Consider the following 13100-nt stretch of genomic DNA (forward strand, 5'->3'; position numbering starts at 1 on the left):
GTTATCCGTCCCTTTCTGTCAGTGACAAGAGCATCGAAGAAGCAGCGGAACGGAGGTCAGAGCAGCGCGGCGCGCGGGCCGTCGGGCTGCTCGAGCCGGCGCTCCAGGACCGAGCGGGCGATCTCGGAGGATTCCGCCTCGTCCAGCTTCCGGAAGCCTTCGTCGGTGATGACGGTGACGATCGGGTAGATCCGCCGGGCCACATCGGGACCGCCGGTCGCCGAATCGTCGTCCGCGGCGTCGTACAGCGCCTGCACGACCAGGGTGAGGGCCTCCTGCTCCGTCAGGTCCCCGTGGTAGAGCTTCTTCATCGAGCTCCGGGCGAAGACCGACCCGGAGCCGGTGGCCGCGTATCCATGCTCCTCGGAACGGCCGCCCGTGACGTCGTACGAGAAGATGCGGCCCTTCTCGCGGTCGACGTCGAAGCCGGCGAAGAGCGGCACGACGGCGAGGCCCTGCATGGCCATCGCCAGATTGCTGCGGATCATCGTGGAGAGCCGGTTCGCCTTGCCCTCCAGGGAGAGCTGGGCCCCCTCGACCTTCTCGAAGTGCTCCAGCTCCAGCTGGAAGAGCTTGACCATCTCCACGGCCAGTCCGGCCGTGCCGGCGATGCCCACCGCCGAGTACTCGTCGGCCGGGAAGACCTTCTCGATGTCACGCTGCGCGATCACATTGCCCATGGTCGCTCGCCGGTCGCCGGCCAGCACCACGCCGTCGGCGAACGTCGCCGCGACGATGGTCGTCCCGTGCGGCGCCTCGATGGCCCCCTGCAGGGGCGGCAGGCTCCGGTTGCCCGGGAGCATCCCGGGCGACTGGTCGGACAGGAAATCCATGAACGAAGAGGATCCCGGCGTCAGGAAGGCAGCTGGTAGACGCCCGGTGCTACGAGTGTTGGCTTCCACGCGTTTCCCTCCAGGTAAGCGACGGCCCTGCGCAAGGCGTCAGGATCGTCTCCCAACTTGCCGATGGCCGAATTGCAGTTGATGCGGTTACGCCACGGACCCTACCCGTCCCGTGGCGGTGATCCACATGAACCGCGGGGGCAGCTGCACGGCTCGCGGTGCCGTTTGCGCCCGCGCGGTACGGGCCGGGTCGGCCCGTACCGCGCGCATCGCTCTCCACTCCCCCGCGTTCACATTCGCGAACTACTGTCCGCCCTTTTGAACGAAGGAACGCACAAAGTCCTCGGCGTTCTCCTCGAGCACATCATCGATCTCGTCCAGAACCGAGTCGACGTCGTCGCTCAGCTTCTCCTGGCGGTCCTTGAGGTCCTCGGAGACCTGCGCGTCCTGCGCCTGCTCCTCGACCTCCTCGGTGGAACGCGTCGCCTTCTGCTGTCCGCCGCCGGTGTCCTTGGTCGCCATTTAGCTCACCCCGCTCGGTTCGAAGCACTTGATCAGACCCTACCCACGGGCTCCGACATCGGCCCGGTACTTTCCCTCAACGTCCGGGGGTCATCCCGATGATTCCCCGATCCCGGCCCTTTCAGCCGCCCGACAGGACCTGGACCAGCTCCTCCGCCGTGCGGCAGCGGTCCAGCAACTCCTTGACGTGATTGCGGGTGCCACGCAGCGGTTCCAGGGTGGGTACCCGTTGCAGCGAGTCATGACCCGGCAGGTCGAAGATGACCGAGTCCCAGGAGGCCGCCGCCACGTCGTCGGCGTACTGCTCCAGGCAGCGGCCGCGGAAGTAGGCCCTGGTGTCCTCCGGAGGCTTCGTACGGGCCTGCTCGACCTCGTTCTCGTCCAGCAGCCGCTTCATCTTCCCGCGGGCCGCCAGACGGTTGTACAGGCCCTTCTCGGCCCGCACGTCGGCGTACTGGAGATCCACCAGGTGCAGGCGCGCCGCGTCCCAGTCCAGGCTGTCGCGGCGGCGGTAGCCCTCCATGAGCTCCCGCTTGGCGATCCAGTCGAGCTCGCCCGACAGGCTCATCGGATCGTTCTCCAGCCGGTTGAGGGTGTCCTCCCAGCGGATCAGGACGTCCTTGGTCTGCTCGTCGGCATCCGCCCCGTACCGCTCCTCGACGTACTTGCGGCCCAGCTCGAAGTACTCCATCTGCAGTTGTACCGCGGTGAGGGTACGGCCGCTGCGCAGCGTGATGAGGTGCTTCAGGGTCGGGTCGTGGGAGACGTGGTGCAGGGTGCGCACCGGCTGGTCGACCGCGAGATCGACGTTGATGAAGCCGTCCTCGATCATGGAGAGGACCAGGGCGGTGGTGCCGAGCTTGAGATAGGTGGAGATCTCCGAGAGGTTCGCGTCCCCGATGATCACATGGAGCCTGCGGTACTTCTCGGCGTCGGAGTGGGGTTCGTCGCGGGTGTTGATGATGGGGCGCTTGAGCGTGGTCTCCAGCCCGACCTCGACCTCGAAGTAATCGGCGCGCTGGCTGATCTGGAAGCCGTGCTCGTGGCCGTCCTGGCCGATTCCCACGCGTCCCGCCCCCGTGACCACCTGGCGGGAGACGAAGAACGGGGTCAGATGGCGCACGATGTCGGAGAACGGGGTTTCCCGCTTCATCAGGTAGTTCTCGTGCGTGCCGTACGAGGCGCCCTTGTTGTCGGTGTTGTTCTTGTAGAGATGAATCGGCTGGGCGCCGGGAAGCTGGGCCGCGCGCTCGGCGGCCTCGGCCATGATGCGTTCGCCGGCCTTGTCCCAGAGGACCGCGTCCCGCGGATTGGTGACTTCCGGGGAGCTGTACTCCGGGTGCGCGTGGTCGACGTAGAGGCGGGCCCCATTGGTGAGGATGACATTGGCGAGGCCGATGTCCTCGTCGGTGAGCTGGCTGGAGTCCGCGGTCTCGCGGGCGAGGTCGAAACCTCGCGCGTCCCGCAGCGGGTTCTCCTCCTCGAAGTCCCAGCGGGCGCGGCGCGCCCGGTGCATCGCCGCTGCGTAGGCGTTGACGATCTGGGACGAGGTGAGCATGGCATTGGCGTTGGGGTGGCCGGGGACGGAGATCCCGTACTCCGTCTCGATGCCCATTACTCGCCGTACGGTCATGCGGCCCTCCTTGCCCGGCGGCGCTCCCTTGAGGGGCGGCGCTCAAGTACCGCTGCTGGTCGGTGCGCGTGCACTGCCCGTCCACGCACTGCGCGACCGGGCGGTACGCAAGAGCCTAGAGCGCCTCTGTGCTGGTGGGGAGATCAATTACGTCATTGCTGCGGTGTCGCGTGAGCCGTACCGAAAGCAACCGGCTGCGGATGCCCGGCCGGGCATCCGCAGCCTGACTGCGTTCTACAGGTACTGCCCGGTGTTCGCCACCGTGTCGATGGAGCGACCGGTGTCCGCGCCCTGCTTTCCGGTGACGAGCGTGCGGATGAAGACGATCCGCTCGCCCTTCTTGCCGGAGATCCTGGCCCAGTCGTCCGGGTTGGTGGTGTTCGGCAGGTCCTCGTTCTCCTTGAACTCGTCCACGCAGGCCTGGAGGAGATGGGAGACGCGAAGGCCCTTCTGGCCCTGTTCGAGGAAGGCCTTGATGGCCATCTTCTTGGCCCGGTCGACGATGTTCTGGATCATCGCGCCGGAGTTGAAGTCCTTGAAGTACAGGACTTCCTTGTCGCCGTTGGCGTACGTGACCTCGAGGAAGCGGTTCTCCTCGGACTCGGTGTACATCCGCTCGACGACGGACTGGATCATGGCGTGCGCGGCGGCTTCCTTGGAGCCGGTGTGCTCCGCGAGGTCGTCCGCGTGCAGGGGCAGCGAAGGCGTGAGGTACTTCGCGAAGATGTCCTTCGCGGCCTCCGCGTCCGGGCGCTCGATCTTGATCTTCACATCGAGGCGGCCGGGTCGCAGGATCGCGGGGTCGATCATGTCCTCGCGGTTGGAGGCGCCGATGACGATGACGTTCTCCAGGCCCTCGACGCCGTCGATCTCGGCGAGCAGCTGGGGGACGATGGTGTTCTCCACGTCCGAGCTGACGCCGGATCCCCGGGTACGGAAGAGGGACTCCATCTCGTCGAAGAAGACGATGACGGGGGTGCCCTCGCCCGCCTTCTCACGGGCACGCTGGAAGACCAGGCGGATGTGCCGCTCGGTCTCGCCGACGTACTTGTTGAGAAGCTCCGGACCCTTGATGTTGAGGAAGTAGCTCTTGCCCGCCGGCTGGCCGGTGACCTCGGCGACCTTCTTGGCAAGGGAGTTGGCGACGGCCTTGGCGATGAGTGTCTTGCCGCAGCCGGGCGGGCCGTAGAGCAGGATGCCCTTCGGCGGACGCAGTTCGTGTTCCTTGAAGAGGTCGGGGTGGAGGTAGGGGAGCTCGACCGCGTCCCGGATCAGTTCGATCTGGTCGCCCAGGCCGCCGATCTTGTCGTAGTCGATGTCCGGTACCTCTTCGAGGACGAGCTCTTCGACCTCGCTCTTGGGGACCACTTCGTAGACGTAGCCGGACCTGGGTTCGAGCAGGAGGGCGTCGCCGGGGCGGATGGTGATGTCCAGCAGCGGCTCGGCGAGCCTTACCACCCGTTCCTCGTCGGTGTGCCCGATGACCAGGGCCCGCTCGCCGTCCTCAAGGATTTCCTTGAGGGTGACGATGTCCCCGGCCCGCTCGAATTCCATGGCGTCGACCACGTTGAGCGCTTCGTTGAGCATGACTTCCTGGCCGCGCCGGAGGTCGTCGAGCTCAACACTGGGGCTGACGTTCACCCGGAGCTTTCGGCCCCCGGTGAAGATGTCGCAGGTACCGTCCTCATTGCCCTGCAAAAACACACCGAATCCGGCCGGCGGCTGTGCGAGCCGGTCGACTTCTTCCTTGAGGGCCACGATCTGGTCGCGGGCCTCGCGCAGCGTGTTGGCGAGCCGCTCGTTCTGTGCGGAAACGCCTGCCAGGTTGGTCTGCAACTCGACGATCCGCTCTTCGAGAATCCTCGTATGGCGCGGAGAGTCGGCGAGCTTACGTCGCAGGACGGCGATTTCCTGCTCAAGATAGGCGACCTGGCCGGCTGGGTCTTCGGACCCCCGCCCGGGCCGGATGCCGCGGTTGATGTCGTCGTCGTGGGCTGCCACGGTCCTCACCTCCTCCAAGGGGAGCTGGACGCTTCCTGACCCTACCTGGGTGGGTGATGATTGAAACCCCTAGATCACAAAGACTGCGGGGCGTGTCCGATCTTCACCCTTGCGTTCCCCCTCGTGTCAGGGGAATACCCACCCTTCAACATCGGAAAGCGGCCGGTTGTATCGTCGAACCGTTCAACACCCGTCAGGGCTGGCTTCTTTTGGTTCGGATACGCAGGGAACGGCAGGAGAAATGACCGTGCAGCAGGACGCTCCCAACGGTGGCGACGCGCAGGACCTGGAGGTCTGGATCGACCAGGACCTCTGCACGGGAGACGGCATCTGCGTCCAGTACGCGCCCGAGGTGTTCGAGCTGGACATCGACGGTCTGGCCTATGTCAAGAGCGCCGACGACGAGCTGTTGCAGGACAAGGGGGCGACGACGCCCGTTCCGCTGCCGCTCCTCCAGGACGTCGTCGACTCGGCCAGGGAGTGCCCGGGCGACTGCATCCACGTCCGTCGCGTTTCGGACAGCGTCGAGGTGTACGGTCCCGAGGCCGCCTGAGCCGACGGCCGGGGTCCTCGGCCACTCGCGGTGACCGCTCAGGCGTTGGCCGGGGCGGCCCGGGTGGCGCGGACGAACGCGCCGCCCTGCCACTGCCAGGTGACCCGCTCCTGCTGGTCGGGGCAGCAGCGCGCCACCGCGTCCGAGGAATAGCCGAGCAGAGTGGCCGAAATGATTCCGTCACTCACCGCGAAATCGCCGATGCTCATCTCCTGAGCGGGGTCCACCAGGGTCGCCACGACCCGCGGTGCGGCCCCGCTTCCGCGCGTGAGGACATAGACGCCGCTGGGCGGGGTGCCGGAGCCGGCCGCGCAGTGCACCACCGCGACGGTCTCGGGGCGGCTGTCGCCGTCGAGGTCGCCGGTGGCCTGCTTGGCCACGGTGCTCTCCTGTCCGCCGCAGTCCAAAGGGAAGGCTGCCCGTGCCGGGTCGGGTGCGGTGACGGCCGTGGTGCCGGGCTGCGCCGTGGTGCGGTGCGGGGTGGAGGCTGAGGCCGTGGGGTCCGGCTGTAGCAGGCCGGCGGCCGCGACGACGGCGGCCATGGCCGCCGCGGTGGCGAGCCAGTGCAGCGGCTTGGTGTCGGTGTGCGCGAGGTCCGGGAGCTCGGAGGTCTGCACGCGGGATGTCTCCTGTGGTTCCTGTGGTTCGAGGATGCCTGGGCGGGCGGCGGCGCTGTTGGCGGGACTGCCGCGGCGGCGCACGGTGGCCAGCATCGTGCCACACCTCACAGAACAGCGGAACGGTGGGGTCGGTACGGATTGCGGGGCCGGTGAGGACGGTGTCCTCGTTCCGGCAACGAAAGGGCGCCGCCGTCGAGTTCCCGGGTCGGTCCGGGAACTCGGCGACGACGCCGGTGCGTTGCGCGGGTCAGCCGCGGGAGGAGCCGCTCTGGCCGCCGGGACCGTCGTAGTCCTCGCCGTAGGCGCCCTTGGCGGGGCGGCGGCGGCGCAGCGGTGCCTCCACACCGTCGGCCAGGCGGCGGGCGGTGACGAGGAAGCCGGTGTGGCCGATCATGCGGTGGTCCGGGCGGACGGCCAGGCCCTCGACGTGCCAGTTGCGGATCATCGATTCCCAGGGCTGCGGCTCGGCGAAGCAGCCGATCTCACGGATGGACTCGACGGTCCGCGCGAGCTGGGTGGTGGTGGCGACGTACGCGCAGAGGATGCCGCCGGGCACCAGCGCCTTGGAGACGGCCTCCAGGCACTCCCACGGGGCGAGCATGTCGAGGACGACTCGGTCGACGTCGGTGTCCGAGAGGTTGTCCTGGAGGTCGCCGACGGTGAGCTGCCAGGCCGGGTGCGGTTCGCCGAAATAGCGTTCCACGTTCTGCTGGGCGATCTCGGCGAAGTCCTCGCGGCGCTCGTAGGAGTGCAGCATGCCCTGGTCGCCGATGGCGCGCAGCAGGAAGGTGGAGAGCGAGCCGGAGCCGACGCCGGCTTCCACGACGCGGGCGCCGGGGAAGATGTCGGCGAAGGCCAGGATCTGCCCCGCGTCCTTGGGGTAGACCACGGCGGCGCCGCGGGGCATGGACAGGACGTAGTCGGGGAGCAGGGGGCGCAGCGCGAGATAGGCGACGTTTCCCGTGGTTCGGACAACACTGCCCTCGGGGGCACCGATCAGCTCGTCGTGCGGGAAAGAACCCTTGTGGGTGTGGAAGTTCTTTCCGGCCTCGAGCGTGAAGGTGTAGTGGCGTCCCTTGGGATCGGTGAGCTGGACCTGGTCCCCGACCTTGAAGGGCCCGCGTCGGCGGGCGGCACCGGTCGGTTCAGACATGTGACCAGCGTACCGGTGATTCCCCGGGCTCCGACCGCGAGCCCGGGGCGGGGCCGGGCGGTCAGGAGGCCGGCCTGGCCAGGGCGGCGACAAACGCGCGTTCGACGTCGGCGGTGGAGAGGACGCCGTAGATCTCGCCGGTCTCCTCCATGACCAGGTACTCGGTGGCCGGGCTGGCCTTGAGCCGGTCCAGGAGTGCTTCGCCGGACAGCTCGGCGGAGACCTTCATGCCTTCGGTGAGGTCCTGGGCGAGGCCGCTGACGGCGACCCAGGGGCGGCGGTGTTCCGGCACGGCGACGATGGCGGTTTCCCGGACGATGGCCTTCGGTTCGCCGTGTCCGTCGACGACGACGAGGGCGCGGGCGCCCGCCTCGTTGGCCCGGCGCAGCGCCTCGGAGAGCGGGGTGGCGGACTCCACCGGGACGGCGCGCCGGGTGAGGGTGCGGGCGCGCAGCTCGGGAAGGTGTTCGCGCAGCCGGGCCATGCGCAGGCTGTTGCCCGCTCCGGTCCAGATGATCGCGGCGAGGATGGCGGCGAGCAGCGCGTCGGTGATGGTGTCCATGCCGCTGAGATCGCGGGGGTCGTTGCCGAAGGTCCCGGTGTGGGTGAGCAGCGGCAGGCCGATCAGGGTGACGACGGCGAGGGCGCGGCCGACCCAGGCGGCGGCGACGGTTCCGCTCATCGGCCGTCCGGTGATCTTCCAGACGACGGCGCGAAGCATGCGTCCGCCGTCGAGCGGGAGGCCGGGGAGGAGGTTGAAGGCGGCGACCAGAAGGTTGGAGATCATCAGTCCGGCGAGCAGGACTCCGGGCACGGTGCCGGGCTCGACGAACATCATCCCGACGTAGAACACTCCCGCGAGCACCAGGGAGAGCAGCGGTCCGACGAAGGCGAGCACGAATTCGCGGCCCGGGGTCTCGGACTCCTTCTCGATCTCGGAGACGCCGCCGAAGAACTGGAGCTGGATGCGGCGCACCGGCAGCTTGAAGCGCAGCGCCACGACGGTGTGGGCCAGTTCGTGGACGAGTACGGAGGCGTAGAAGGCGATCGCGAAGAAGAGGGAGACCAGGTAGCGGGCCGTGCCGAGCTCGGGCAGCACCCGGTCGAGCTGGCCGCCGAAGACCCAGGTGATCAGTGCGGCCACGAGGAACCAGCTGGGCGCGACGTACACCGGCACGCCGAAGGGGCGGCCCATGAGAAGGCCGCCTCCGGGCTCTTCGGGGCGCTGCGGTCCGCCCTTGTCGGGTTCGGTGCCAGGGGGCGTTCCCCCTGCACCGGGCTGCGGCCGCCCGCTGTCGCCGCTCTCGTCCACGGGGTCCCTTCGGTCGGTGCCCTACGGCACGGTCATGCGGTGTTCGAGGCTGTGTGGTCGATGGTATGCCGCCCGCTGTCAGTGGCGGGCCGTAGGGTCTTCGACATGACCTCCCTGCCGCGGCCCGCTCAGCCGCCTTCGTCCCTGTCGCCGTCGCGGGCGAGCGATTTCATGCAGTGTCCGCTGCTGTACCGCTTCCGGGTCATCGACAAACTGCCGGAGAAGCCCAGCGAGGCGGCTACCCGGGGCACGCTGGTCCATGCGGTGCTGGAGCGGCTCTTCGACAACCCCGCGGTCGAGCGCACCGCGGGCCGGGCCACGGCGCTGATCCCCGCCCAGTGGGACCGGCTGCTGGAGTCGAAGCCGGAGCTGTCGGAGCTGTTCGCCGAGGATGCCGGTGGCGAGCGGCTCTCGCGCTGGCTCTCGGAGGCGGAGGGCCTGGTGGAGCGGTGGTTCTCGCTGGAGGACCCGACGCGTCTTGAGCCCGCCGAGCGGGAGCTGTTCGTGGAGACGGAGCTGGAGTCGGGGCTGCGGCTGCGCGGGGTGATCGACCGGATCGACGTGGCGCCGACGGGCGAGGTCCGGATCGTCGACTACAAGACGGGGAAAGCGCCGCGCCCGGAGTACGCGGAGGGCGCGCTCTTCCAGATGAAGTTCTACGCGCTGGTGATCTGGCGGCTGAAGGGTGTGGTGCCGCGCCGGCTCCAGCTCGTCTATCTCGGCAGCGGGGACATCCTGACGTACGACCCGGTGGTGGCGGATCTGGAGCGGGTGGAGCGCAAGTTGCTGGCGCTGTGGGACGCGATCCGGCTGGCCACCGAGACGGGTGAGTGGCGGCCCCGGCCGACGAAGCTCTGCGGCTGGTGCGACCACCGATCGGTCTGTCCCGAATTCGGCGGTACTCCCCCGGTCTATCCATTGACGGTCCGCCCGGCTGAGTCGGAGCAGGATGTGCAGGGCAGAATGGATCCGGTCCGGGCTGAGGCCGACCGGCCCGTGGCCCTCGAAGGACCTTGAAGGAGACCCTGTGGCTATCCGCGTCCTACTGGTCGACGACCAACCGCTGCTGCGTACCGGCTTCCGGATGATTCTGGAGGCGGAAGGCGATCTCGCGGTGGTGGGTGAGGCCGGTGACGGTCTCCAGGCTCTCGACCAGGTGCGGGCGCTTCAGCCCGATGTGGTGCTGATGGACATCCGCATGCCGCGGATGGACGGCGTCGAGGCGACGCGCCAGATCACCGGGCCGGGCCGCGACGGCCCGGCGAAGGTGCTGGTGCTGACCACGTTCGATCTCGACGAGTACGTGGTGGAGGCGCTGCGCGCCGGCGCCAGCGGCTTCCTGCTGAAGGACGCTCCGGCCAATGAGCTGGTGCAGGCCATCCGGGTGGTCGCGGCGGGCGAGGCGATGCTCGCACCGAGCATCACCCGCAGGCTCCTCGACAAGTACGCGGACCATCTGCCGTCCGGCGAGGAGCCGGTGCCCGACACCCTGCACACGCTGACCGACCGCGAGGTCGAGGTGCTGAAGCTGGTGGCGCGCGGTCTGTCGAATGCGGAGATCGCCGCGGATCTGTTCGTCAGTGAGACGACGGTCAAGACGCATGTCGGCCATGTACTGACCAAGCTCGGACTGCGCGACCGGGTCCAGGCCGCCGTCTACGCGTACGAGAGCGGTCTGGTGCGCCCCGGCGCCCAGTGACCCTGCCGGGAGGCGACGCGCCCCGGCCGGGCGGGGCCCGGGCGTCTTCCGGGCTCAGCGGGGATCTTTCGCCAGCTCCCACAGCTGGAGGTCGGCGGAGGAGTTGACCGCCCATTCGACGCCGGTGAGACCTTCGCGCGAGGCGACGTACTGCTTGCCCTGCCAGATCGGCAGTACGGGGACGTCCGTGGCCACGACGTCCTGGAGCCGCTGGAAGGTCTTGGTCGCGGCGCTGCGGTCGGTCTCACGGCGGGACTGCGGGATGAGCGTCTTCTGTGCCAGGGCCGACGTGTAGGGCGAGTTGAGGAAGTTGTTCCGGTCGAGGAACGGCGCCGTGAAGTTGTCGGGGTCCGGGAAGTCGGGGAACCAGCCCATGCCGTAGACGGCGTAGTCGCCGCGCAGCTGTGCCGGGCGGTACTTCGCCCAGGGGGTTCCCTGGACGGTGACGTCGAACAGCCCGGTGTCGTTGAACTGCTTCTTCAGGGTTCCGAACTCGGCGGCCGTGCCGGCGCCGACACGGTCGGTCGGGTAGTGGAGCGTGAGCTTCACCGGGGTATCGACTCCTGCGGCGTTCAGGATCGCCGCGGCCTTCTTGGTGCTGGGTTCGCTGTACTTGTTGTAGAACGAGTTGGCGTGCGCGGTGATTCCTGGCGGGATCAGCGAGTACAGCGGCTCGGCCGTGGTGCCGTACACCTTGCTCGCGATTTCGCCGCGGTCGATGACCTGGGCCATGGCCTGGCGGACGGCCTTGTTCTTCACTGCCGGATCGTTGGTGTTGAAGCCCAGGAAATGGATGGCGAGGCCGGGCATCTCGGTGAGCTTGATGCCGTCCCTGGGCTGTTCGAGCATCTGCTGGGACTGCTCGGGCGACATGGTGCGGGTCATCATGTCGATCTTCCGGTTGTCGAGGGCCTTGCCCATGGCCGTCGGGTCGGGGAAGACGTCCAGCTCGACCCTGTCGTTCCGCACCTTCAGATCCCCCTTGTAGTGGGGGTTCCTGGTGAAGAGGATCCTGACGGCCTTGTTGTGCTCGGTCTCCGCCTTCATGGTGTACGGGCCGGAGCCGTCCACCCGGAATCCGGTCCGCGCGGAATTCGCCGCGTACTTGCTCCGCGGCACGATCCCGGCGACGGGAGTGGCGAGCTTGTACGGGAACGTGGCGTCCGACGTGCGGAGGTGGAAGACGACCTCCCGTTCGCCCTGCGTCTCGACCGTGTCGATGTTGTCGAGCAGGGCGACGGGCCCGTTGGCGGCATCGATGCGGATGACGCGGTCGATGGAGTACTTCACGTCGTCGGCGGTCATGGCCTTGCCGTCGGCGAACTTCAGACCCCTGCGCAGCTTGCAGCGGTAGCTCTCGTTCTGCGTGTCCGTGAAGGTGCAGCTCTCCGCGGCTTCGGGCACCGGCTCGCCGCCCCCGCGCGGCACATGCACCAGGGTCTGCACGGTCTGCCGGAGCACGTTCCACACGCCGGCTTCGTAGCCGATGGCGGGGTCGAGCGGCGCGGGATTGCCCTTCGAGGCGACGAACTGGTCCGTGGTGCCGACAACGATGGCGGCCTTGCCATCGCTCCCGTCACCCGACGCGCCGCAGGCGGCGAGTGCGGGTGCGAGCAGGCCGACAACGGCCGGCAGCACCAGAGTCTTGCGGTTCATCTTGGACGCTCTCCCTCATCCGGGCATGGAGAAAGCGACATTAGTAGGCGTCGTCGGCAATGCCGGACCGGAGAAGTGCCCGCACGTAATCGAATGGTGATGAGAATTGACGGCGAGCCGCTTTCACGCACCGGAAAGGTATCGCAGATATCAGAATGAACCTGGACATTTCATTGCCCTGAAACGGACACACCGGGTGATCCCGGGAGCCCTCCGAAGTGCATTCGGGTGAGAAAGCTCACGCCCTGGCCGTTCAAATCCTTTATCGCACGCCCGGCTTTTCCACACCTACACACGACAGAAAATGCACCATCCGCCACCGAGAGATTTTCCATTCATTCACAGAAATACTCTCGGTATGCGGATCAACGCACTCCCGTGACCAGGCCCCGGAGGAAAGCGAGATCGACTTCTTCGAGCGAACGTACGACCACCCGTCCGGACGCGGGGGCGATGGGCGCGACCGACGGTACGGCGACCACCCGGCAGCCCGCCGCCTCCGCGGCCGCGACTCCGGTCGCCGTGTCCTCGATGACCGCACAGCGCTCGGGTTCCGCGCCGAAGCCGGAAGCGGCGGTGAGATAGGGCTCCGGGTGCGGCTTCGTACGGGAGACCTCGTCGCCCGCGACGGTGAGGGCGAAGTGGTGCCGGCCAACCGATTCCAGTACCCGGTCGATGATCCGCCGGTGCGAGGCGGAGACCAGGGCCGTGGGAATCTCGTGCCTGGCCAGTTCGGCGAGCAGCCGTGCCGCGCCCGGCATCAGCGGCACACCGCGGCCGATGCGCTTCTCGAAGCGGTCGTTGAGCAGCACGGTGAGTTCGTCGAGGGTGATGTCCGCGCCGGTGACGTCCATGAGATAGCCGGCGCTGCGGGTCATCGGCCCGCCGACAACCACGTCCCGCCATGCCTCGTCGAGCCGGTGACCGAGCTCGGCGAAGACCTCCACCTCCGCGTCCCACCAGAAACCCTCGGTGTCGACGAGGGTGCCGTCCATGTCGAGGAGGACGGCCTGGAGCGCGGCGCCTTCGGCCGTGCGGGTCAAGGACGCAGGGACCGTGCTGGTCATCCGGCACACCTTCCGTAAGGGACGAGAAGGCCGGCCGCCATT

The 13100-nt window shown here is 68.1% G+C and carries 12 protein-coding genes and 1 pseudogene; 3 read left to right on the plus strand and 10 right to left on the minus strand.

Annotation, left to right across the window (positions count from 1 at the left end; all coding sequences use genetic code 11):
- Positions 1-56 precede the first annotated feature (56 nt).
- From prcB to arc, 5 genes and pseudogenes are all read right to left on the minus strand, one after another.
- Positions 57-902: a proteasome subunit beta gene (gene prcB, locus ABZY11_RS16885; protein ID WP_356479857.1), complete on the minus strand. Its 846-nt coding sequence runs from the start codon at positions 900-902 to the stop codon at positions 57-59.
- Positions 854-1044 (minus strand): annotated as a pseudogene (locus tag ABZY11_RS16890) (endonuclease domain-containing protein); the annotation flags it as partial. The pseudogene ABZY11_RS16890 and the gene prcB, both read right to left, overlap by 49 nt.
- A gap of 101 nt (positions 1045-1145) precedes the next feature.
- The gene (locus tag ABZY11_RS16895; protein WP_124718707.1) at positions 1146-1364 is read right to left on the minus strand and encodes a ubiquitin-like protein Pup; all 219 of its coding nucleotides are present in this window, start codon (positions 1362-1364) and stop codon (positions 1146-1148) included.
- Between the two features lie 121 nt (positions 1365-1485).
- Entirely contained in the window at positions 1486-2997 is a 1512-nt protein-coding gene (gene dop / locus ABZY11_RS16900) for a depupylase/deamidase Dop (RefSeq protein ID WP_351252492.1), read from the minus strand.
- 234 nt (positions 2998-3231) lie between these two features.
- A complete protein-coding gene (gene arc, locus ABZY11_RS16905) occupies positions 3232-4998 on the minus strand; it encodes a proteasome ATPase (RefSeq protein ID WP_356479858.1) in 1767 nt (588 codons plus the stop codon).
- Positions 4999-5239: 241 nt separating this feature from the next.
- Here arc and ABZY11_RS16910 point away from each other — a divergent pair, with 241 nt between their 5' ends.
- Positions 5240-5551, plus strand: a complete 312-nt coding sequence (locus ABZY11_RS16910; protein ID WP_356479859.1) for a ferredoxin — start codon at positions 5240-5242, stop codon at positions 5549-5551.
- Between the two features lie 38 nt (positions 5552-5589).
- On the opposite strand, the gene ABZY11_RS16915 is transcribed toward ABZY11_RS16910, so the two are convergent.
- The 3 genes from ABZY11_RS16915 to ABZY11_RS16925 form a co-directional block, all read right to left on the minus strand.
- Positions 5590-6168, minus strand: a complete 579-nt coding sequence (locus ABZY11_RS16915) for a hypothetical protein (protein WP_356479877.1) — start codon at positions 6166-6168, stop codon at positions 5590-5592.
- Between the two features lie 250 nt (positions 6169-6418).
- Positions 6419-7324 (minus strand): tRNA (adenine-N1)-methyltransferase, encoded by a 906-nt coding sequence (locus tag ABZY11_RS16920; protein WP_356479860.1) that lies wholly within the window; start codon positions 7322-7324, stop codon positions 6419-6421.
- 61 nt (positions 7325-7385) lie between these two features.
- Complete coding sequence (locus tag ABZY11_RS16925) at positions 7386-8636, minus strand: site-2 protease family protein (RefSeq protein WP_356479861.1); 1251 nt, start codon at positions 8634-8636, stop codon at positions 7386-7388.
- Positions 8637-8807: 171 nt separating this feature from the next.
- On the opposite strand from ABZY11_RS16925, the gene ABZY11_RS16930 reads away from it, so the two are divergent.
- Positions 8808-9653, plus strand: coding sequence for a PD-(D/E)XK nuclease family protein (locus ABZY11_RS16930; protein WP_356479878.1), 846 nt, complete (start codon positions 8808-8810; stop codon positions 9651-9653).
- Between the two features lie 10 nt (positions 9654-9663).
- The gene (locus tag ABZY11_RS16935) at positions 9664-10335 is read left to right on the plus strand and encodes a response regulator transcription factor (protein WP_093541287.1); all 672 of its coding nucleotides are present in this window, start codon (positions 9664-9666) and stop codon (positions 10333-10335) included.
- Positions 10336-10389: 54 nt separating this feature from the next.
- Here ABZY11_RS16935 and ABZY11_RS16940 read toward each other — a convergent pair whose 3' ends face one another.
- A complete protein-coding gene (locus tag ABZY11_RS16940; RefSeq protein WP_356479862.1) occupies positions 10390-11991 on the minus strand; it encodes an ABC transporter substrate-binding protein in 1602 nt (533 codons plus the stop codon).
- 365 nt (positions 11992-12356) lie between these two features.
- Complete coding sequence (locus ABZY11_RS16945; protein WP_356479863.1) at positions 12357-13058, minus strand: HAD family phosphatase; 702 nt, start codon at positions 13056-13058, stop codon at positions 12357-12359.
- Between the last annotated feature and the right edge of the window lie 42 nt (positions 13059-13100).

Source organism: Streptomyces sp. NPDC006510 (assembly GCF_040611955.1).
Lineage (GTDB): Bacteria > Actinomycetota > Actinomycetes > Streptomycetales > Streptomycetaceae > Streptomyces.